Source organism: uncultured Schumannella sp. (assembly GCF_905479755.1).
Taxonomy (GTDB): Bacteria; Actinomycetota; Actinomycetes; order Actinomycetales; family Microbacteriaceae; genus DCRR01.
Genome location: NZ_CAJQNT010000016.1, coordinates 97728 through 117658 on the forward strand (window position 1 = coordinate 97728; position 19931 = coordinate 117658).

The following is a 19931-nucleotide window of genomic DNA, read 5'->3' on the forward strand; positions in this document are numbered from 1 at the left end:
GCGCTTTCCGGCTCCTGCGTCTGGCCATGAGCTATCACCTCCACCACACTCGGGCCGTTGTCGTCGTTGCCCGTGGCCGAAGCTGTCGGTCGTAGGTCAGCGGTCGGTGAGATAGGTGCTGCTCAGGTGCCATTCGAGCCTCGTTCCAGCAACGCCTCGATCTCGGCGCGATCGGACTTCAGCCGGTCACCGTCGGGTCGTTTTGGCCACGCGCGCAGGTCGGTGATGATCGGCGGGGCCGAGCGCAGCATGGTGACGGCGGTGCCGAACGGGAGGGTGCGGATACGGTCGGGCGGCATGATCGGCACGCGCCGGATCGAGCGTTGATTCGAGCGGGTGCCGTGATCGCCCACGGTCACGCTGTCGGTGAACTCGTCGCGATCGCCGATCAGCGCGGAGAGGTCTTGCAGATCGCGGCTGTTGGATGCGCCGCCGAGGATGATCTTGGTGATCGCCGCATCCCAGATCGCGTTGGCTTGGTTCTCGCTCCAACGGTCACGCGCCTGCGCGAGGCTCTGGAGCACCGGCATTGTCGTGATGCCCGTACCGCCGCCCTCGGCCATGAGAGTCGGCAGGCTCGGCAGCGGACTGAGGTTGGCGATCTCATCCAAGATGAGCGCCATCGGCGGGTCGAGGCGGGCACCCGGCGAGCGGGCGGCCACGCGCCTGGCCGCTTCCACGAGGTCTTCGACGAACGCCGCGACCAGCGCAGCGCTGGCACCGGCCCCGGCGCCGGTGGCGAGCAGGTATAGGGTGCCGCGCGACCGGATGAATTTCTCGGGGTCGAAGTCCTCGCCGTCTCCCGGTGAGACCGCATCGAGCACACGCGGATCGGCCAAGGCGCTGAGCGACAGCGAGACACCCTGCCAGATCGAATCACGGGTGCGCGGCTCGGAGTCGATCATCGCCTCCAAGGACTCGGCCCATCCGCCCGCCGCGAGAGGGCTGTTCGTCAAGATCGCTACTGCGTCGGCGGCGGTGGTCGGGTCGAGCGTCCAGCGGAACAACTCGGCGGGCGGCCTGTGGTCGATCGCGGCCGCGTGCAGCAGGGCTTGCAGCGCGGAGCGGGTCTTGCCCTCCCAGAACCCGCCGCCCTCGACGCCGCCGGAGCTCAGGCCGGTCGCTGAGGCGAGGCCGGTTGCGCGGATCATCGCCGTCAGCGGGTCTTCGCAGCCCCTGATCGGTGACCATCGCAGCCCGGCTGGGATGCCCTCGGCCAGATGCTGCGGGTCGAACACCGCTGTCGGGCCGATGCGCTGCCTCGCTCGCAGGCTCGCGGTGAGGTTGTCCGGGCGGGTCGAGGTCACCACGACCGCGCCCGGCGCGTCCAAGATCGACGGGATGACGATGTGCAGGCCCTTGCCTGAGCGCGGCGGCCCGATCAGCAGAATCGAGTCCTCGACGCTGGCCCACACGTCATGTCCGTGGGAAGTGCCGAGCCGGTATCCCACATCGGCAGGTGCCGGGCGTGCCAGCGAGGGGCGCAGGTTCGTAGCCCGACCCAGCAGTGCCTTGGTCGATGCGGCCCCGGCGACGTCGTGTTTCGTGGCGATGCCGACGAGCCGGTGCGGGTCGGTCGCGGTCTTGCGCGACTGGCGGCGCAGCAGCGTCCAGACCCAGGTGATCGCCGCCGCCAGCAGCGCGAGCAGGACGACCGCGACAATCCAGTAAGCCACGACGTTCAGGCCCTCGGCCTCCAGCGCGGCCGCCGGGTCGCCGGGGTTGAACAGCACGCCGACCCCGGCAGCGGGGCCAGCCGCCGGCTGAGCAGTTCCGGTGAGGAACGCGGCCACCGACCCGGCCCCGCGCAGCAGCAGTGCGAGCGCGAACACCCCGATCAGGCCGATCATGGCGGCGTTGGTCAGCTCGTCCCCGAATGAGCCGGTCTGCCTGCCCGGTGCCGGAGCGCTCATGACAGGCTCCGCACGACGAACGTGCCCGAGACCCGGCCCACCAGCACAACTTCGTCGCCAGCGTCGATGTGGTCATGGGCCAGGTCGATGAGCGCGCGGGCTGTGCCGGTCGGAGCCGCGTCGGTGTGCCGGATGATGCGGCACACCGCAATGTCCTCACCGGGCACAAAGCCCTCCCCGGTCACTTCCAGCAGCCGGGGCGCATTCGCCGGTTCGGGTTCCGGCAGGTCAGAGGCTGGGGTGTTCTTGCGGGCTGCGGCGGTAATGATGTCGGTGAACACCGAACCATCGGCCTCGGTGACCTCGACCCGTGCCGGGATCATCCGCTCGGCGGTGACCTGATCGACAATCCGCGCGAACGAGCCGCGCCGCCACACGCCCTCGGCGACCGGCGGCGCGAGGGGCTCACCGTCGACGGTGGCGCTCATCGTGCCGTCGTCGTACACGGCCAGACGGACCACCGGCATCGACACCGGTGTAGGAATAGGAGCATTGGCGGGAGGCTTTCTCATGCCATCAGGTGCGCCCGCCGCCTCCCAGTCAGGCGCGCTAGATGTAGTTCCCCGAGACGTTGCGAACGCGCGAACACGCCTATGCGAGTTTGAGCGCGGAGAGTCTGCTGGCGATTCGCTTGGCGTCTCGTGGCGGTTCGGACGCTTCGACAAGGCGGCCAGGTTCGCCGGCTGCGGTGACGTGCAGCGGAATGTCTCGGTCATAAAGGACATCGATCAAGTTGGCGAATCGCGCGAGAGGGTCCCGGTCAACGGTCGCCAGATCGGGCACGTCTATCAGCGCGACTGTGCGAAGTTTCTCTGCCAGCCAGAGGTATTGGGCGACTCCGAGGGGTCGCGTGCAGAGGTCGCTGAACGTGAAGACGGCGGTGTCGCCGTCAACGCTGCGGGCTTTGATGATGTGACCGGCAGCGTTGAGTTCGATGGAAGGGGTGTCGTTCGCAACAGGTGGTTGCGTGCGCCAGGTCCCTGTGCCAAAGCCTCGAGTCAATGCCGCATGTGTCAGGCGGTAGTCCTCGCCTTTGCCAAGGTGCACGACGTCGAGCTCGGCGCGAATGATGTTGATCGCGGACCGGAAGCGCTCGTGGTAGAGCGGGTTAGGCATGAGATCCTCGGGCGCATAGTTCGATGTCGCGAGCACGAGTATGCCGCCATCGAGCAGACTCTTGAGAGTGGCAGACAGGTAGACGCCGTCTGCGACGTCGTGAACGTGGAACTCGTCGAAGAACACTGCCCGGGCGTTCCCAAGGAGTCGCCGTAACGATCGCTCGAGAGGCTCGCGTTCACGGATGATCTGGGCCTGGAGGTCACGGAAGAAGTCGTGGAAGTGAAAGCGACGCTTATCGTCGGTGGGAATGGCCGCGAAGTAGGTCTCGCTGATCAGGCTCTTACCTCGCCCCACGTCGCCCCAAAGGTAGTAGCCGTGGCGCGCCGGCGTGCTGAGCGCGTCAATGGCGGCGATCTGCGCGTTATCGAACGTGATCGCTGAATCTCCAATAGCCGCACGAAACGGGCCGCTGCTCGCGCTTGCGATCTTGTTTGGTCCGTTCGCGGTTCGTCGGTGATTGCCCAGCCCCATACCTCATTACTCTATATCTATAGAGTAATGAGGAGGAATCAGATGGCCAGACCCGGAGACCGACGTCCGTTGATCACCGATCATGCGATCGGTGTGCTCGCCAGTGGGGGTGCGCGTGCACTTTCGCATCAGGCCGTTGACAGGGCGGCTGGCCTCGCGACGGGGTCCACGTCGTACTACTTCCGCACCCGTCGCGACCTCGTAGTTGCGACGATCGGTCGCATAAAAGAGCACTCGCGCGCCGCTTTCGACGAGTCACCCGCACCTGTGACCGTCACTCCGCGGACGGCTGCGACTCTCATGGCGGACCAACTTCTTTTGCTCGCGGGTCCTCGCCGCGATGACGCACTAGCGGTGTTCTCGCTGCTGCCGGAGGTCGAAGGGGATCCCGAGTCGCGTGCGCAGCTGGCGAGTTGCCTGTTCTCCCGCGAGCTCGCTACGAACCTGCTCGTCGATCTCGGCGGAAGCGACGCTGACGGAGCCTCACTGGATCTGATCGACTTCCTCACCGGAATCCTCTTCGGGTTGCTCTTTGGTCAACGGCGAACGGAGGATGCCGGCAGGACGTCGATTGCCGAGGCATTGCAGCGGTTTCTCGTGGTCAACGTCGCCGCCGCGGGTAGCTGATGACACACGCGAACGCACCGCTTACACCAGAGGGCCGACGCAGGCTCGCTTCGCTGATCGTTGACAAGGGATGGCCGGTACGTCGCGCCGCGGACCGTTTTCAATGTTCACCGTCGACCGCCTCGAAGTGGGCGCGTCGATACCGGGTCGGACTTTCGCTCACTGATCGCAGCTCGCGTCCACATCGGCAACCGGCCCGCACTAATCAACACGCCGAACGTCGCATCATCGCTCTGCGGTTCACTCGCCGTTGGGGGCCACATCGAATCGGCTATCACCTCGGTATCCCGCGATCCACGGTCGGGCGTGTGCTCGATCGGTATCGGATGCCGTTGCTCGCCCATCTTGATCAAGCCACTGGGCTCCCCGTCCGCAAGATCAAACCGGTCCGCTACGAGAAGAGCAAACCGGGCGAGCTGGTCCATGTCGACATCAAGAAGCTTGGGCGCATCCCCGACGGAGGCGGCCACCGTGTGCTGGGGCGGCAGGCCGGCGCAAGAAACAACAAGAAACAAGGTCGCGGCTACGCCTACCTCCACCATGCGGTCGACGACCACTCACGGCTCGCCTACTCCGAGATCCTGAACGACGAAAGGAAGGAGACTGCCGCCGCGTTCTGGCGGCGCGCACGCGCATTCTTTGCCGAGGGCGGCATCCAGGTCAGCGCCGTCATGACCGACAACGGTTCCTGCTATCGATCACACGCTTTTGCGGACGCCCTCGACGGGATTATGCACCGTCGCACCCGGCCCTACCGGCCACAGACGAACGGCAAAGTCGAGAGGTTCAACCGAACGCTGGCCGCCGAGTGGGTCTATGCCACCGCCTACGACTCGGACGAGGCTCGCTCGGCGGACTATCCGCGCTGGCTGCACCACTACAACCATCACCGCCCGCACTCAGGAATTGGCGGCGACGTCCCCTCATCGCGCGTTCGCAACGTCTCGGGGAAATACAGCTAGATGTACTCGGCAGGGACGTTGGTGACACGGGGCTTGTGCCCGATGCCGAACTGGTTGCTCGAGGCGGTGCGGTTCTGCGTGCGCCGCGCCCACTTCTCGGCCTCGACGAGCACCTGTCGGAAGTCCTCGGCGCGGGCCTCGCCCTCACGCTCTATGCCCCACACGGTGGTGCCGTCAGGGTGGCGCACTCGGCGTTCTGCGGTCCATGTCCACGATGTCGGCAGTCGCTCGTCGTCCGACCAGTCGGTGCCGGTGTACTGCTCTTCGATCGCGAACCGTGAGCGGACGTCGTTCTCCGGGTAGAACACGAAGTGCCCGGCACCGAACGTCTCGGGATCCTCGTAGAAGAACTGCACGCTGCCGTCGTACTTCCGGGCGATCTGGTTCAGTCCGTCATCGAGCGCGCTCATGGTCGCTGTGAGGCGCTCCCGGTCGGGTTCGCTCTGGTTCACAGTGTGCTCCCGCCGGGAGTCAGACCCGATGCCCTGGCGCTCGTGTCGAACAGTTCCAGCTCGGCAGGGTGTAGTTGTTGTTGAACAACGAAACTGCGTTCCTTGATGCGCCACAGGCCCTGCCCGACGCCGAGCGAGGGCAACAGTTTGCGCTCGGTGGTCGTCAGGCCCAGGGTCTTGGCGGTGACGCCCAACTGGTCGCTCTCCTGCCGGTAGATGATGCGCGTCTCGGCGTTCGCGAGCAGGCTGTTGGCAAGTGAACGCATAGCGCTGCCGGAGTCGCCGACGTTCTCCAGATCGGTCAGCTTGTGAAAGATGAGGGCATTCGCGATGCCGTAGTGCCTGGCGAGACGCCAGTGCGCGTCCATTCGTCTCAGCAACGATGGCTGTGACATCAGACGCCACGCCTCGTCGTAGATCACCCACCGTTGCCCGCCTGCCGGGTCGAGCAGCGCCGATTCCATCCACGCCGAGCAGCACGTCATGAGTGCGCTGATGAGCGTGCTGTTCTCCGTCACCCGCGACAGATCGAGGCTCATCATCGGCAGCGTCGGATCGAACTGCACCGTCGAGGGACCATCGAACAACCCCGCGAGGTCGCCTGCGACCAGCCGCCGCAAAGCATGGCCGACAATGCGGCCGTCTTCGGCCAGTCGTCCGTCGCTGTCGTCGGATGGGGCGAGGATGCGGTCAACGACCATCGGCAGAATCGGCACCGCGTTCTCCCGCACGGTCGCGGTCAGCGCCGTGTCGATCGCCGTGTGCTCCAGCGGGGTCAGCGTGCGAGCGAGCACCACCTCGGCCAAAGCGCCGATGAGGTCACGGCGACGAGCGGCCACGGTGCTCTCCCACTCGACATCAGTGAAGTGGGAGGGCCGATAGCCCTCATCCAAGGGGTTGAGCCTGTTGGCCATGCCGTGCCCGAGCGCGATCGCGCGTCCGCCGACGGCCTCTGCGACAGCGGTATGTTCGCCTTTCGGATCGCCCGGCACGTACACGCGCCTACCGAACGGCAGGCTGCGGGTGTAGAGGGACTTCGCCAGGCTTGACTTGCCTGAGCCGACGATCCCGGCCAGGACGACGTTGGGTGCAGTGATGACGCCGTTGGCATACAGCACCCACGGGTCGTAGACGAACGAGCCGCCGCTGTAGAGGTCTTGGCCGACGAATACTCCGCTGGACCCGAGCCCGCCCTCTGCGACGAACGGGTACGCGCCCGACAGGGTGGCGGAGGTGTCTTGATGTCGGGGCAGGTGGAAGCGGCCTGGTGTGCGCAGCATGGATGGGCCGGGTTCGCCTGCGGCGGGCAGGTACTGGCGTGCGGCGCGTTCGGCTTTCTCCGCTTCGGCGCGAGCTTTCGCCTCTGCGTTTTTCCGTTGTTGCTGTTCGTGGTGCAGTTGGTTCGCGGCCTGGCGTCGCTGTTTGCGGTAGCGTCGCCGCTCTTTCGCGGGGGCGACCAGCACCGAGGCGTGCAGCTTCTCACCATCGTTGCGGTTCATCGTTCCAGCCCCCGGTTGCGTTTGATGTCCGCGATGCGGTCGGGGATGAACCATGACCCGTCGCCGCGCACTCGGTCGCGGCGTTCATCTAGCGCCCGCCGCGCGGCCTCGGCGGTCGCCGCGTCCTGCGCAGGCCCTACGTTCTGCGGACCGTCGCTCTCCGGCGTGCTGCTGTCGGGCGGTGGGGTGTGGGCGCGGTACAGCCCGGTGTGCCCGAGGGCGTGACTGTAGATCAGGGCGTAGTCGCCGTCATCGATTCGTTGCGAGTGCGTATCGGTGGGCGGTTCGTCGTAGAGGTGCCCGTTGGTGAGCGCGGCGCTGGTGGTCTCGTCGCCGTAGTCGTAGCCGCGCAGATGCTCGATTGCGGCGTCGGTGCCGTCGCGGTCGATGAGGTCGAGTACATGCCCGGCGTCGTCGCCCTGTAAGAACACGACCGTCACCCATTGCCGCTGCGGGAGATGCCAGGCGATGCGCCCCAGATGCCCGGATGCCTGATCGAGCACGCTCTCGGCGGCACTGACGTGACTAGCGGTGTGCCGGAGTGCGTCGGCGGCGGCCCAGGCGTCGGCAGCCCCGAGATTACGGTCACCGTCGTGGTGGGCGGCGCTGCCTTGGTGGGTGAGGCTGGCCCCGGCGAGTTGGATGAGCGATTGCTCCAGGGAGCGGGTCGCGCCGAGGAGTTCCCCGACGATGCCGTAGAGCTTGTCAGGGTCCTCGATGCGACGGGTAGCGTGCGCGAGACCACGTAATGCTTGGCGGGCTTCCTCCGCGTCGGCAGTCGGGTCGTTGAACGTCGGCATGTCGGGCCTCCAGGTGAATCAGTGGGGATGGTTTCGAGGTGCGCCCGACGGTTCAGACCTTGCGGCACAGGGGCAGCGCGGCGGCGGCAAATGCCTGCGCCTGCTGTCCGACCAGCACGCGGGTCTCGCACGAGGCTTGGATCGCGGCTTGCTCGATCGCGGCGACTGCCGCTTCCAGTTCCTCGAGCGAGTCGGCAGACACCGAGATCAGCCCGGTGTAGCGAAGCACCCCGTGCCCGGCAGTCAAGTCCGCCTCCTGCTGGAGCACATCGTGGTACTCGGCGGTCTGCGAGGCGTCTTCGATCTGCCCGATGCGGGCACGCTGGGCGGCATCGGAGATGTACTCGGTCTTCTTGCGGCGAATATCGCGGGCAGCCTGATCGGTGCGCAGCGGGGTGCAGACCAGCGAGAACGCCCGATGGATACCACTGGACAGCAGCACGGGAGAGAGGAACCCCGGATGCACCATCGAGCGCGGCCACTCCGAAATCCAGACGACGCAGTGATAGGCCGAGTCGCTGCGCAGATGCCCCCACGACTCGGTGACCGCGACCGGCCCGGCAGTGGCGAGGTCGTGCCCGAGGTCGCCGTGGCGTTCCAGTGTCGCGGCGATCGCCGGGTCGTACGCCGAGCGCAGGATGACTGCGATCTGTCCGGTGCCGAGCCAGCCCTTGCTCGTCAGGTCCGCCGAGCGCAACGCCGCCGACAGCGTGCCCATCTCCTGCCGCAGCACGTTTGCCGCGCCCTTGACTCCGCCGCCTGCGGTGCGAATCTGACGGGCGGCAGCACGCATATCCAGGCTCAGACTGAGGGTGGTCGCGTGGCGTTCCCCGGCAGGACCGGCCCGTTCGATGAGTTCCTGATAGGTCGTCGCCGCCCACGAGCCGTCAGCGGTGCCGTGCGCGGCCCACCACTCGGCCAAGCCCTGGCCGGAGTCCGGCAGTGTGCGTTCCAGCACTTGCAAGGTGGCGATGCGCCCGGAGCGGCACACGGTCGCCAGCACCCTGCCCCACGCGGTCACGCGTCGTTCTTGCTCACCGGGGTCGAGCAGCACGAACGCGGGATGGGTGATCTCGGTGACGACAGTGAGAGTGCCGGCGGTCGGGTCGTGCACCATCCCAGCCCCGGTCTCGGGATCGACGTACTCGCGCAACCGGGCCATGTCGCCTGGTAGCGCGAGTGTTCCCTCCGGGCGTGGGGTGACGATCCTGCGCCGGTAGGCCAGTTGCCCGCCGGTGGTGCGCCACAGCCACCAGCACGCCACCGGCAGCCACTCGACCAGCGGGCGGCTCGCGACCGGAATCCAAGTGATCGCGGCAGCGACAATCCAAATCGGCGCGGTGATGAGGAACAGGACACCTCCGCCTCCGTAGAACGCGGCCACGAGGCTCGCCCCGCCGACACCGAGGGTGATCAGCTGAGACAGAGACAGGCCGAGCAAGATGCCGCGCCTGGTGAGGCGGGAGAACTTCACGGGCACCAGCTCGCCACCGCGCTCGTGGGCCGTTTCAGTGTTCGGCATCGCAGGTCACTCCTTCGTCGGCTTGGGCTTCGGAGACGGTGGTGGCGGGGAACTGTCCGGCGTCTTCGGCAACGGCCCGGAGGGAGGCAGTGCGTGGGGCGTGACCGGAGCCTGCCCCGACTGCTCGGCACCGGACGCCGCTTGATCCGCCTGACCAGCGAGCGCCTGACCCGCTTTAGGCCCGGCGGTCGCGGCTGCCTTGACCACAGCAGCACCGGCCACGACTCCTGCGGCGATCGGCCCTGCCGCCGCTGCACCACCCCCGGCGCCTGCGGCTCCCGCGGAACCACCCGCCCCGCCCGTGCGCGCGCCAGCACCGCCCGCTGAGGACGGTGGCGGTGTCGGCTTCGCGTTGGGGCCGCCACCGGCGCTGCCGCTTGCCTTCTTGTCGCCGCTCTTGTCGCCCTCGTCGAGTACCTTCTTCGGTTCGCCGCCCTGCGGCCTGCCCGGTGTCGGCACGGGTCGGTTGAGGGCGCTCTTGGCCTCCTGCTCGGTGCCCATCGAGTTGTAGAGATCGAAACCGACGAACGACAGGAACCGGTAGGTCATGTACGGCGCGAACCCGGCCAGTGCCATCAGCACGACCCCGGCGAGCGGGTCGGCGATGTTCGATAGGTCGGCGTCGATCGGGGCCGACACCTGGGTCACCGCGACCAGCAGAATCACGACAAGCACCAGCTTGCACAACACGAGAGCGATGACGAACATCGCCCACTTGGAGATCCAGCCGCGCGTGGCATCCCAGGAAGCACCGGAGAACGCAAACGGGGCGAGCACAACCGCGACTAGCAGCAGCGCCTTGCGGATGAGCAGCGACAGCCACACGATGGCGGCGGCAGCGATGGCCAAGGACGCGAGGAAGATGGTCAGGATCGCCCCGACTCCGGGAGCGCCGACGTTCAGTGCGGTCAGTCCGGCGACGAGAATAGCGATCTTGTCGCCCATCGTTTCGGTGGTTTCCCCGGCGGCTTGGATGATCCCGATCGCGAGTTGGTCGGTGATCTCCAGCAGCAGCGCCACCAGCGTGATGACCACGAACGACCCGAGCACGCTCTTGGCCAAGCCGAGGGCGGCGCGGGAGAGGGCGGCGGGTTCTCGGCGGATCATGCCGGTGATCAGTTGCAGGCAGAAGAACAGCAGCATGACGAACACGGCGATCCCGAAGATCAGGTTGTAGACACCGAGGTATTCGCCGCTGGTGACGTCGACCATCGTGGTGGTGTCGAAGACCGTCCAGACCGCCTCGAACAGCCAGGCGGCGGCTTCGCCCATCGCGCTGGCAAGCCAGTCGAACGGTGCCGAGATCAGCGTCGCGGCAGCTTCACCAGCGACATCACAGACGCTGGAAATGACGGGGATATCGCACACGCCCATCACGAGCCTCCTTGTAGTTCGGAGTTGTTGATGGGTGGGTTCAGACGGCCTGGCCGACGCCCCAGAAGAAGTTGATGAGCGTGACGGACGCGCCACACACAACAGCGGCACCGCACGAGATCAGAACGCCGATCTTGCCGCGACCGGCCAGGTGCGGGTTGGATGAGTTGGAGCCGTAGGCCCAGATGATCGCGGAGACGATCAGCGCCAGAACGCTGAGGATCAGGCCCACGGTCATGACTGCGCCGACAATGATGCGCAGCTGTTCGATTCCCGGCAAGCCGCTGGAGTTGGGGTCGATGTCGATCACGGCAGTTCTCCTTCATGAAGCGTTGGGTGGTTCTGCCGTCAGGTGCACCCCGCCGCCACACGTACGAGAGCGCCCGCCCCAGAGGGCGGGCGCTCAGAAGCCGTAGGGGTCAGAGTTGCTGGCCGATGCCGATCAGCCAGTTCATCCACGCGACACCGGCCCCGGCCAGGACTGCGCCGCCGAGGGAGACCAGCACCCCGACGCGGCCTTTGGATGCGGCGGCATAGTTGCCGGTGCTCGATGAGACCGCCCAGATGATCGCCGAGACGATCAGCATCAGCACGGCGATCACGAGAGCGAACATCAGCAGCGCCCCGACGACCTCCCGTAGATCGCCGATGCCTGCCAGTCCGTCGAAGTCGGGAAACACGTTCATGACGCACCCGCTACTTCACTGTGACGTGGAGGTGGTCGTAGTGCCCACCCGTCACGTTGCCGGGGTCGTGCATCCCGCCGCCGTTGTATGGACGCCAACCCTCGGAATCGCGCGAGAGCGACCAGATTTTGCCTTGCCAGATCAGGTACTCGACGCCGAGCGCTTCGGCGTGGGTCTGCATCCACTCGGTGACCTGCCAGCCGTAGGCGAGCTGCTCAGCGGTCGGGTACTGGCCGATCGCGTTGCCGAACGTCAGATCACACGCACGGCCCAGGGGATGCTCCGATTGGGTGCCGGGCCGGGGTGAGTAGCAGCCCCACCCGGTGTCGGGGAACGAGGCGATGGTCTGCTCGTACAGGTGCAGCATCCGGGCGGTGATCTGCCCGGTCGAGGTCGGGTCGTCGACCATCCGGTTCGGGTCATCGCTGTCGAACGGTGCCGGGTCACCGGCGGTGCCGGTGCTGCTCTCACATCCGGTCGGAGACCCGACTGAGGCTTCAGGGAGGTCGGCGGCGTTGTGTTGGTTCAGCCATGCGGCAGGGTCGATGAACTCGCCGTTGGTGCCGCCGTCACGAACCTCGAAATGCAGATGCGGCCCCGTGCTCATGCCCGAGGAACCGACGTCGGCGATGTGCTGCCCGGCACGTACTTGATCGCCCACCGAGACGTGGATGCCGTGCTGCCAACTGTGCGCGTACGCGGTCGCCACGGTGCGCCCGCCGATACGGTGCTCGATCACGACCAGGCCGCCGTACCCGCCGGAAAACTCGGCGACGGTGACCGTGCCGGAGGCGGCGGCGAGGATCGGGGTGCCGTCCGGGGCGGCGAAGTCGGCGCCCGTGTGGAAGCTCTGCTCCCCGGTGATTGGGTGGATGCGCGATCCGAACGGTGACGTGGGAACCCAGGTGCCCTCCGGCAAGGGGAATACCACGCGCGATGACTCCGCGACCTCAGCCACTACGACGGTGGGGAGGAGCGGTGCTGGGTTGATCGGTCCACCCGCTCCGGTGAGCGTGCTCAGGATGGTGAGTGCGACCGGCTCGTAGTTGTTGTACCTGTCGGGGTAGGCACTGACTTCGACGGCTTGAGCTGCCTCGCCCTTGCTCATCTGCTGCCAGCCGGGAATGTCGAGCAGGCCACGCGGACTCGGGTAGTTGGGGCCGTCGGGCCCGCCGTAGAACGCCTCAGCTTGATAGGTGGAGTCCATGAGTTCGGCGACCGTTCCCCACCCCGACTGCGGGCGCATCTGGAACAGGCCCAGGCTGTCGTGGTCGCCACCATTGCCGTCGTTCGGGTAGTCGGCGCTCTCGGGGTAGGCGGAGGTGTTCGACAGCATCCGCAGGGTGGATTCGGTCAGTGCTGCCATGAGCGCGATCTGGATGCCGTCGCGCCCCACCCCGTCGATGGCGGAACCGATCTCGATGATGGTGGCTGCGTGCGTGAGTTGTTGCCGGTTGAGCGTGATGGTCTCGCCGTTCGCGGTGGTCGCCGTGAGCGAGTCGGGGATGTTCCCGATGGTGACGCCGGTGCCGTCGATGGTGCACGCGGCGTTCGCGGCGGGGTTCATCAGCACGCCGATCGCCAGCAGGCCGACGAATGGGCCGAGCAGGAGCAGCAGGGCCAGCGCGATGGCTACCTTTTTCATGGTCATGGCCTCCGTGTCAGCGCAGCGGCTGGTCGAGGAGCGACAGACGCAGCAGGTAGCACGACGGCACCGCACCGGCATCCGGTGCGTCGGTCGTGCTCTGGCTGCCGGTCGGCGGGATCTCGGGTGGGCAGGCGAGGAAGATGGTGAACACCACCTGGTGCTCAGAAGTCACCAGTTCGTCGTTCCAGATGCCGTCGCGGTGCCGGGTGCCCTCGATCGTGATGGCGGTCGCCCCGACCGGGAGTTGGCCGGGCCGGGCTTGCTCGACTGCCCCGGCCCACTGCTCGGGCACATAGGCGTCGGTGATCATCAGGTGCTGGCTCGTGCTGTACTGGCGCAGATCGACCCAGGCGTCACGGTCCGGCAGGTAGGAGGTGACGTCGGAGGCCAGGCCCGCTTGCTCATTCCCGGTCGGGTCACCTACGTCGAGCAGCACGGCGGTGTGGTCCAGCGGTAGGAACCCGCTGGTGGTATCCCAGGTGAATAGCGCGTGCGCGGCCGAGCGTGCGAACTCTTCGGGGTCGGTCGACGGGGGGATGTAGGGCAGGCGCGGAGTCGGCTGATCGGGAGTGGAGCGAGTCGGTACCGGTGGCCTATCGGGTGACGGACCGGTGTCGTTCGGGCCGGTCACCAGCCCATAGACGCCGATCGCAGCCAGGACGAGGAACGCGGCCCCGGCGCAGACGAGGGAGATCAATCGGCGGCGGGTTCGGGCGGGTTCATCGGGAGTCGTCTTCATAACCCCCAGGTGCGCCGCCCACGCACCCGATGAGGGTCAGAGCGCTCGGAGGTGCCTACGCGGGTTGTCCAGCGACTGCCGGGCGGCGCGTAGCTCGTCGGCGAACGTGCTGGTGCCATCAGCGGTCGCGAGGAACGAGGCGATCTGCTCGTCGGTGAGATCGTTCGCCAGCACGTCGGCGTCGTAGTGCGTCCACCAGTCGGCAAGCTCCGTCCAGGTGGCGACGAACGCGCGCACCGGCCACCGCGCAGGCTCGGTCTCACTCGCGGAGATGACCGGCACGGGCTTGGCTTGCGCCGCCTGAGCGCGGGCGACGGCCTCACGCGCCGTGGCCTCCAGATCGGCGTCCTCGCTGGTCACTTCGGCGACAGCGGCACGAGTGCGCTCGAAGCCGGGATGCACCGGAGCACCGGCGTTGATGCGTTCGACCTCCGCTGCCGCCTCGGCGCGCACTGTCGCGGGCAGATCGGGATCTTCGGCGACTTGCCGCAGGTAGTCGATCTTGTCGAGCGTCTTGTACGACGCACCGCCGGGGATCATTGCGGCGGCTTGCTCGCTTGCTCGGCCCGCGGCTTCGGACGGTGCGGGAAACTTTCCCACACCGTCGTTTCCGGGCTGGTTCTGCGCACTGAACCGTGTTGCTGCCTGCCTGCGCGCGGCGTCCTCGGCCATGAGGGTCTTCAGTTCGCGATACAGCGCAGTCTTCTCGCTCGGGGTGAGGTCTTTGTGCAGAAGGTTGTCGTCTTGCTCAGCCAGCAGGTGTCCCAGCCTGCCCGAGACGCCCGAGCGCACCCACACGCTCACTGTGCGCCAGCCGAGCAGCTTGATCGCGGCCAGCCGCCGAGCGCCGCACACCAGCACCCCGTCGATGGTGACCGTCAACGGTTGCAGGAGTCCGTCGCGGGCGATGGACTCGGCCAGCTCGGTCAGGTCGCCCAGATCGGTGCGGTGCCGGTTGCCGATGATGATCGAGGCGACGGTGCGGTCGAGTTCGATGTGCCCGGTGTGCCTGCTCATGACCGGCCCCCATGTTTGGGAGCCGCGAGGGAGATCATCAGTACGAGATCGTCGTCGCGCAGCAGCGCGCGCAGACTCTCGCCAATCAGGAACCTGAGCAGGATGCCGCGCCCAGGAGTGGTCGCGGCATAGGCCGGGCTGGGATGCCCGAGCAGCGCCTTCAACAGTGCTGTCCAGGCGGTGCCGTTCACGTCCAGCAGGGCGCGAGCGTGCTTGTCGCGGCGCAGCGCTTCATAGGCGCTCTGGCGGCTACCCGCACCGGCCAGAGCCTGGCAGATGTGCTCGACCCCGGCGCGGGCGACGTGTGGGGGCCAGCCCAGCAGCGTGAACAGCGCGATCGCGTCCTCCACCGCCGAGCCTGCCGAGCAGCTCGTCGTCGTACTGGCCGGTTCGTCGGCGCCGGTCGGTTCGGGATCGGTGACGTGGAATGCGGAGTGATAGTCCGTCAGCGGGTTCTCCCGATCCGACAGCCTCTCCGCGTCATGGAACGCAGAGACGTGCGGGCGTCGGGCCTGATGCACCGAACACAACAGACCCTGCCCGCGTTCCTCAGCGATGCAGGTGATGCGCACCGCGTGGGTCACCACGCCCCACGGGTCGTTCGCGTTACGCGCGGCCTTGGTGCGCATCACATCAAATGCGGCTGATGCCGCCTCCCAGGGGTCGAGGCCGTGCTTGCGCGCCAGCGCCCCGTACTTGTCGGCGGCGTAGACCATCAGGTCAGCGGCGACCGGATCGGATTGCCACGCGCCAGGGCCGCTCTCGTGCAGCCGATTCAGCAGGGCACGCAAGCCCTCGCTCCGAGTGAAATCTTCCGGTTCACGGAAGGTCGTGCGGATTGTCATGATGGCACCTCCTGGCGGCAAGGTGCACGCAGCGGGCCATCAGGTCGGGGGTGGTCGGGCGTTCGTCGTCGAGTCATCGCTGATCACCGCTTCACGACTTCCCGACCGCAGTCCTCGTCGGAGCATGGTGCCGGGCACCGTGCCCGAACGCCGACAGCGGCGACAGCTGCCTGGCCCGGTCGCCGAGGTTCCGCAGCCCGGCCACGAGTGGTTCTCGGGCCTTGCGCGACATCTCGACTTCCAGGTCGATGCCCCGCCCGGCCAGTGAGGCCGTGTTGCGGGCGATCAGATCGGTGGGCCGCACCCACTCGATGCCGCGCGCCCGGTGTTCCTCGAGCTTCTGCTCGACCTCCGCCGCGTCAGCTGCATCGGTGATCTCGTCAGCTCCGGTGGTCTCGACCGTGGCGTCCTTGCGCTTGGTCACGTCAGCCGAGGCGACCGCCTCGGGTACCTGCCGAACCTCGCTGCGGTCTTCCGGCATCTCCGGTTCGGGCACATCTTCGACGCGCGCGTCCTCGTACGCTCGCGCCTGCTCTTGCGGGTCGATGTTCATGATGTTGTCTCCATTCCTGTTGTGGTCTCCGGTTCCTCGACCGGCGGGGTGAACCAACGGCCCACGGTCGAGGGATGCACTTGCAACTCATCGGCGATCGCCTTGTTCGACCAGCCGGCCTCCCGAAGCCGCGCGGCACGCTCACGCCGCCCAAGCACCGACTCGGCCTCTGGCTCGGCGTCCGGTTCGACTTCGGACTCGGGTGCTGGTGCTGGGTCTGCCTCGGCTACGGCTGGTAGCTCGCGCGGTGCCTGAGCGGGACAATCCGGCGGCTTAGTGGTCGAGCGTGTGAGGACGACGGTGAGGTGCGTGCTGGCCAGTAGCACCAGTGGCGGCACTGCCGCGACCGTCGCGGCGAGCATCGCGGGCACGCTGGCGTCGGCAGCAACGACCGCGTGCAGCGCGTTCGCGGCCACAGACACGAGCGCCCCGCAGATCAGCAGCGCCCACGGATACCAGGAACCTCGGCGACCATCGAGCGCGACGACCGCGATCGTCGAGACCACGATCAGCCCGTCGACCAGCAGCGGCCAGATCCACGCCTGCCCTGAAGCGATACCCGACCGGGCCGCGAGGTCGGCCAGCGCCATGAACGAGAGCCAGAACGCACCGATGCCGATCAAGACCGTGCCGGTCGCGGCGGTCACCACCGCCCAACCCCATCCAGGTCGTCGCGCGCTCATCACAGCCCCCGACCACTCGCCGAGGCCGCCACCGTCTCGCTGCGGGTAAGTGGCGCATCCATCTGGCGTGCGGGGGCGCGATGACGCGGCCCGTAAGTGCTGACGTGGCGATATGCCGAGCCGACCGTTCGGGTGATCTCGCGCTCGCCCAGACCGGACTGGCTCGCGGCCTTGCCGAGCGCGTCGAGTGCTTCGCGGGGCGAGTGGCCGTGCTCGGCCATGCGGCACGCGGCTTTGAACAGCCCGAGGTTGCGTTCGCCCTCGGGTCTGTTCGCCACCTGCGAGGCAAGCCGGGCAACATCCAGCGGCCAGCCACCCGGCGGCGCGGGCGCAGTGGTGTACTTCGGGTGCGGATCGAGGAAGTCGCGCAGCCGCTGCGCGTCCAGCCGCGCGACTGGGCGCGCGGTCACACTCTCGACCCGATACTGCATCCGGCGACCGTCGATCATGCGCTGCGAGGGCGGCACGATGATGTAGCCGCCGTCGCCCCGAAAGTCGATACCCGCCCGGCCCACCTGCCACGACCGCTGCTCATGCTCCGCATCTGCGGGAAAGTACAGGTGCCTACCGCCGGTCGGCGTCGTCACCACCGCCAACGGCTCGCACAGCAGCCCCGAGCGGGCCGCACGTCCGAACGCGGCATATCCGTCGACCTTGTGCACGTCGACGTCGACAACGACCACTCCCGAGGCCGCGCCGGTCGGGATGGCAAGGTTCGCGCCTGGCCGTCGTCGCCACCACGCCTCCACCCGTCCGGCATCAGTGGTCGCGTCGTGAAAACCACTCTCGGGAATCGGACGCTTCCCGCCCGGCGCACACGGGAACACCGGCACCCCGAGCCGGGCGAGCTCACGTGCGGCGCGCGGGAGCGGGATGCCTGCGTCGAGCCGGGAGAAGATCACAGCGACCGCCGAGGCCCGGCGCGCGATCACGTCCTGCGCCGTGCGAGCGTCGCGTACCTCAGCCATCGTCTGACCTCCTTCCGCCCGAGGCCACTCATCAACGAGTAGCCGTACGACCGTGAGGTACGTCGGGAGGGTCAGGAAGAGGAGACGGACAAGGAGACGAGACAGTGACCATCAAGCTTCTCGAAGAACCCGACGAGTCCTTACCGGCCTACCAGCCCGATTCATGCCTGAGACGGTTGGAGGCAGATGATCTGAAAGAAGCGGCGCAGAATTGGCAGATCCGGCACAGTCCTCAGACGGTCTGCGCACCCATCGTGCGGTAGTGGCCAGGGGTGACACCGACGTACTTGCGGAACAGCCGCGTGCCGTGCGAGCGGGAGCGCCAGCCGACTCTCTGCATCGCGGCGGTGACCGTCAAATCAGTCTCCCGCAAGAGCTTGGCGAGGTAATCAGCGCGGATCATCGTCAGGAACGCGAGCGGGCTCTTGCCGTACGCCTCCACGAACACGCTAGACAGCCGGGATGGTGACAAGTGAACCTCGGCGGCAAGGTCTTCCAGCGTCCACCGCTGCGCGGGGTACTCCCGCAGTAGGGCAGCGGCCCTCCGAACTTCAACACGCAATGGTGCAAAGCGACGGTCCCTCGGGAGCGTGGGCCGGATGTGCGCACGCTGGGAAGATGAAACGCGCACCGGAGACACCCTCACGAACGGGGCGATCACGTACATGATCTGAAACCACAGAGCTTGCATCCGGTAGTAGTGGCGCACGAAGTCACCCTCGACGCTCAACGCGACGAGCTCGTCGAGCCAGGGCATGAGCATCCCGGCACGAGCCTCACCCAGCCGGAGGATCTGCGCAGGCTCGGTGTAGATCGTCTCCGCGAACTCCTGTGCGTCAAGCCGGTCGTCGAGGAACCCAGCGTACTGCCAGCGCACTTGATCGAGCACATAGTCGGTGTCGAGGTAGATCGTGGTAACGGTGATGTGCCCTTCTGGCTCCGACCCTGCTAGAACGTTTGCACCGAGTATGATCACATCACCGGTCTTGACAGGGAGTCGCCCAAATTCGCTAAACAGGAACGCGCTGCCATCGCGGACGACGACCACTTTTACGCAGTCATAGGCCACTGGCCCCACCGCACGATGCACAGTCTGTGCTCGAGCCAGTAGGGGTGCGTATGTCCCGAGTTCATGGTCAATCTGTCGAACCTCGGGGTGGGAGATGCTGGCCGTGTGCCACGACGAAGGTCACTGGGATGGATGTGCCGTTCTGGATCAGTGGCTGGAGACCTTCGAAGTGCCGTCGGAAGCGATCCGTCTGCGCCCAAACCTCCTTGGCCTCCGCGGATCGGAAACGAGTGAGGACGATCAGGCTGGTGTCGTCATCTGAGCGGTAGACCTCGTTGCCCAACCAGCCGTGTTCCGTGGCCTCTGCGCTCATGTCCTGCATTTCGGCGATTTGGAATGCAATTAGCGCATCGATACCGCCTTCAACAGCGGTGAACGTATTGATCGAGATGGATGGACTCTGGTGCTGCTGCTCGGTCATGGGGAAACTCCTCTGTGAATGCTCGGATCGCGGTCAAAGTGCCGTAGTCAACCGGGGAACGGGCGGTGGACGCGGGCGTCAGTGAGCACGTCGGCCCACCAAGCCAGTTCCGCCATCGCACCTTTCAGCGTCGTAGACACGGCTTCACCCGGCGCAAAGCGCTCGGCATCGTCTACGGCCTCCCACGGCGCCGGCAGTCCGAGGCACCGACGGGTGGTGACCATGTTCAGTTCGGCCAGCACTCCGCGTAGATGCTCAATCGCCGAGTACCCTCCGTGAACGCCGTAGGCGACGATGGCGGCGGGTTTCAACTTCCACTGGGCGTAGTGCCAGTCGATGAGCCGCTTCAGCGACGCCGGGTAGGAGTGGTTGTACTCCGGGGTGACGAACACGAAAGCACCAGCCGCATCGATCCGCTCGCCCACCTCCGTCGCTGGCCCGCCGCCTGGGGAGAGCAGGTTGTCATCGGGCAGCGCGATCTGAGCCAGGTCGATCAGGTCGACTTCGATGCCGTCGCGCTCCGTCAGCGCGGTCAGCACCCAGTCGGCGATGCTCGGACTCAT

General features: G+C 66.9%; 22 protein-coding genes. 2 read left to right on the top strand and 20 right to left on the bottom strand.

The genetic code is table 11. The features are described 5' to 3' along the window. Positions 1-122: 122 nt before the first annotated feature. From QZ258_RS05150 to zapE, 3 genes are all read right to left on the bottom strand, one after another. Positions 123-1913, bottom strand: a complete 1791-nt coding sequence (locus tag QZ258_RS05150; RefSeq protein ID WP_294179614.1) for a type IV secretory system conjugative DNA transfer family protein — start codon at positions 1911-1913, stop codon at positions 123-125. Further along, positions 1910-2380, bottom strand: coding sequence for a hypothetical protein (locus QZ258_RS05155; protein WP_294179615.1), 471 nt, complete (start codon positions 2378-2380; stop codon positions 1910-1912). Before QZ258_RS05155 ends, QZ258_RS05150 begins: the two co-directional genes overlap by 4 nt. A 124-nt stretch (positions 2381-2504) precedes the next feature. Further along, complete coding sequence (gene zapE, locus QZ258_RS05160) at positions 2505-3503, bottom strand: cell division protein ZapE (protein ID WP_158052112.1); 999 nt, start codon at positions 3501-3503, stop codon at positions 2505-2507. 42 nt (positions 3504-3545) lie between these two features. Between zapE and QZ258_RS05165 the strand changes: the two genes are divergently transcribed. Next, positions 3546-4130 carry a TetR/AcrR family transcriptional regulator gene (locus tag QZ258_RS05165; protein ID WP_158052111.1) on the top strand — a complete coding sequence of 195 codons (585 nt, stop codon included), beginning with the start codon at positions 3546-3548 and terminating at the stop codon, positions 4128-4130. Then, positions 4130-5092: an IS481 family transposase gene (locus QZ258_RS05170; protein WP_294179616.1), complete on the top strand. Its 963-nt coding sequence runs from the start codon at positions 4130-4132 to the stop codon at positions 5090-5092. Before QZ258_RS05165 ends, QZ258_RS05170 begins: the two co-directional genes overlap by 1 nt. Here QZ258_RS05170 and QZ258_RS05175 read toward each other — a convergent pair. The 17 genes from QZ258_RS05175 to QZ258_RS05255 form a co-directional block, all read right to left on the bottom strand. After that, positions 5089-5544: a hypothetical protein gene (locus tag QZ258_RS05175; RefSeq protein WP_294179617.1), complete on the bottom strand. Its 456-nt coding sequence runs from the start codon at positions 5542-5544 to the stop codon at positions 5089-5091. The genes QZ258_RS05170 and QZ258_RS05175 overlap by 4 nt on opposite strands. Further along, positions 5541-7043 (bottom strand): ATP-binding protein, encoded by a 1503-nt coding sequence (locus tag QZ258_RS05180; protein ID WP_294179618.1) that lies wholly within the window; start codon positions 7041-7043, stop codon positions 5541-5543. Before QZ258_RS05180 ends, QZ258_RS05175 begins: the two co-directional genes overlap by 4 nt. Next, positions 7040-7843 carry a hypothetical protein gene (locus QZ258_RS05185; protein ID WP_294179619.1) on the bottom strand — a complete coding sequence of 268 codons (804 nt, stop codon included), beginning with the start codon at positions 7841-7843 and terminating at the stop codon, positions 7040-7042. Before QZ258_RS05185 ends, QZ258_RS05180 begins: the two co-directional genes overlap by 4 nt. A 52-nt stretch (positions 7844-7895) precedes the next feature. Further along, the gene (locus QZ258_RS05190; protein ID WP_294179620.1) at positions 7896-9365 is read right to left on the bottom strand and encodes an SCO6880 family protein; all 1470 of its coding nucleotides are present in this window, start codon (positions 9363-9365) and stop codon (positions 7896-7898) included. Between the two features lie 6 nt (positions 9366-9371). Continuing rightward, a complete protein-coding gene (locus QZ258_RS05195; protein ID WP_294179621.1) occupies positions 9372-10739 on the bottom strand; it encodes a conjugal transfer protein TrbL in 1368 nt (455 codons plus the stop codon). 40 nt (positions 10740-10779) lie between these two features. Further along, on the bottom strand, positions 10780-11049 hold the full coding sequence (locus tag QZ258_RS05200) for a DUF6112 family protein (RefSeq protein ID WP_017883434.1): 270 nt from the start codon (positions 11047-11049) through the stop codon (positions 10780-10782). A gap of 109 nt (positions 11050-11158) precedes the next feature. After that, positions 11159-11425 (bottom strand): DUF6112 family protein, encoded by a 267-nt coding sequence (locus QZ258_RS05205; protein ID WP_183622372.1) that lies wholly within the window; start codon positions 11423-11425, stop codon positions 11159-11161. A gap of 10 nt (positions 11426-11435) precedes the next feature. Then, complete coding sequence (locus QZ258_RS05210) at positions 11436-13070, bottom strand: M23 family metallopeptidase (protein WP_294179622.1); 1635 nt, start codon at positions 13068-13070, stop codon at positions 11436-11438. Positions 13071-13086: 16 nt separating this feature from the next. Then, the gene (locus QZ258_RS05215) at positions 13087-13812 is read right to left on the bottom strand and encodes a hypothetical protein (RefSeq protein WP_294179623.1); all 726 of its coding nucleotides are present in this window, start codon (positions 13810-13812) and stop codon (positions 13087-13089) included. A 36-nt stretch (positions 13813-13848) separates the two neighbouring features. Further along, positions 13849-14829: a ParB N-terminal domain-containing protein gene (locus QZ258_RS05220; protein ID WP_294179624.1), complete on the bottom strand. Its 981-nt coding sequence runs from the start codon at positions 14827-14829 to the stop codon at positions 13849-13851. Then, the gene (locus QZ258_RS05225) at positions 14826-15674 is read right to left on the bottom strand and encodes a hypothetical protein (RefSeq protein ID WP_294179625.1); all 849 of its coding nucleotides are present in this window, start codon (positions 15672-15674) and stop codon (positions 14826-14828) included. The genes QZ258_RS05220 and QZ258_RS05225 overlap by 4 nt, the downstream gene beginning before the upstream one ends. 91 nt (positions 15675-15765) lie before the next feature. Next, complete coding sequence (locus QZ258_RS05230; protein ID WP_294179626.1) at positions 15766-16227, bottom strand: hypothetical protein; 462 nt, start codon at positions 16225-16227, stop codon at positions 15766-15768. Further along, entirely contained in the window at positions 16224-16910 is a 687-nt protein-coding gene (locus QZ258_RS05235; RefSeq protein ID WP_294179627.1) for a DUF2637 domain-containing protein, read from the bottom strand. The genes QZ258_RS05230 and QZ258_RS05235 overlap by 4 nt, the downstream gene beginning before the upstream one ends. Beyond that, positions 16910-17878: a bifunctional DNA primase/polymerase gene (locus QZ258_RS05240; RefSeq protein WP_294179628.1), complete on the bottom strand. Its 969-nt coding sequence runs from the start codon at positions 17876-17878 to the stop codon at positions 16910-16912. Before QZ258_RS05240 ends, QZ258_RS05235 begins: the two co-directional genes overlap by 1 nt. A gap of 232 nt (positions 17879-18110) precedes the next feature. Then, complete coding sequence (locus QZ258_RS05245) at positions 18111-18947, bottom strand: helix-turn-helix transcriptional regulator (protein ID WP_294179629.1); 837 nt, start codon at positions 18945-18947, stop codon at positions 18111-18113. Between the two features lie 67 nt (positions 18948-19014). Then, on the bottom strand, positions 19015-19368 hold the full coding sequence (locus QZ258_RS05250) for a putative quinol monooxygenase (protein ID WP_294179630.1): 354 nt from the start codon (positions 19366-19368) through the stop codon (positions 19015-19017). 47 nt (positions 19369-19415) lie between these two features. Beyond that, on the bottom strand, positions 19416-19931 hold a 516-nt coding region (locus tag QZ258_RS05255), incomplete at its 5' end, for an NADPH-dependent FMN reductase (protein ID WP_294179631.1).

Excerpts from the sequence above, each read along its gene's own strand:
- zapE (WP_158052112.1), bottom strand. The coding sequence starts at position 3,503 with ATGGGGCTGGGCAATCACCGACGAACCGCGAACGGACCAAACAAGATC.
- QZ258_RS05215 (WP_294179623.1), bottom strand. The coding sequence starts at position 13,812 with ATGAAGACGACTCCCGATGAACCCGCCCGAACCCGCCGCCGATTGATC.
- QZ258_RS05235 (WP_294179627.1), bottom strand. The coding sequence starts at position 16,910 with ATGAGCGCGCGACGACCTGGATGGGGTTGGGCGGTGGTGACCGCCGCG.
- QZ258_RS05205 (WP_183622372.1), bottom strand. The coding sequence starts at position 11,425 with ATGAACGTGTTTCCCGACTTCGACGGACTGGCAGGCATCGGCGATCTA.
- QZ258_RS05185 (WP_294179619.1), bottom strand. The coding sequence starts at position 7,843 with ATGCCGACGTTCAACGACCCGACTGCCGACGCGGAGGAAGCCCGCCAA.
- QZ258_RS05195 (WP_294179621.1), bottom strand. The coding sequence starts at position 10,739 with ATGGGCGTGTGCGATATCCCCGTCATTTCCAGCGTCTGTGATGTCGCT.
- QZ258_RS05150 (WP_294179614.1), bottom strand. The coding sequence starts at position 1,913 with ATGAGCGCTCCGGCACCGGGCAGGCAGACCGGCTCATTCGGGGACGAG.
- QZ258_RS05230 (WP_294179626.1), bottom strand. The coding sequence starts at position 16,227 with ATGAACATCGACCCGCAAGAGCAGGCGCGAGCGTACGAGGACGCGCGC.
- QZ258_RS05225 (WP_294179625.1), bottom strand. The coding sequence starts at position 15,674 with ATGACAATCCGCACGACCTTCCGTGAACCGGAAGATTTCACTCGGAGC.
- QZ258_RS05180 (WP_294179618.1), bottom strand. The coding sequence starts at position 7,043 with ATGAACCGCAACGATGGTGAGAAGCTGCACGCCTCGGTGCTGGTCGCC.
- QZ258_RS05220 (WP_294179624.1), bottom strand. The coding sequence starts at position 14,829 with ATGAGCAGGCACACCGGGCACATCGAACTCGACCGCACCGTCGCCTCG.
- QZ258_RS05210 (WP_294179622.1), bottom strand. The coding sequence starts at position 13,070 with ATGAAAAAGGTAGCCATCGCGCTGGCCCTGCTGCTCCTGCTCGGCCCA.
- QZ258_RS05155 (WP_294179615.1), bottom strand. The coding sequence starts at position 2,380 with ATGCCGGTGGTCCGTCTGGCCGTGTACGACGACGGCACGATGAGCGCC.
- QZ258_RS05190 (WP_294179620.1), bottom strand. The coding sequence starts at position 9,365 with ATGCCGAACACTGAAACGGCCCACGAGCGCGGTGGCGAGCTGGTGCCC.
- QZ258_RS05250 (WP_294179630.1), bottom strand. The coding sequence starts at position 19,368 with ATGACCGAGCAGCAGCACCAGAGTCCATCCATCTCGATCAATACGTTC.
- QZ258_RS05165 (WP_158052111.1), top strand. The coding sequence starts at position 3,546 with ATGGCCAGACCCGGAGACCGACGTCCGTTGATCACCGATCATGCGATC.
- QZ258_RS05240 (WP_294179628.1), bottom strand. The coding sequence starts at position 17,878 with ATGGCTGAGGTACGCGACGCTCGCACGGCGCAGGACGTGATCGCGCGC.
- QZ258_RS05170 (WP_294179616.1), top strand. The coding sequence starts at position 4,130 with ATGACACACGCGAACGCACCGCTTACACCAGAGGGCCGACGCAGGCTC.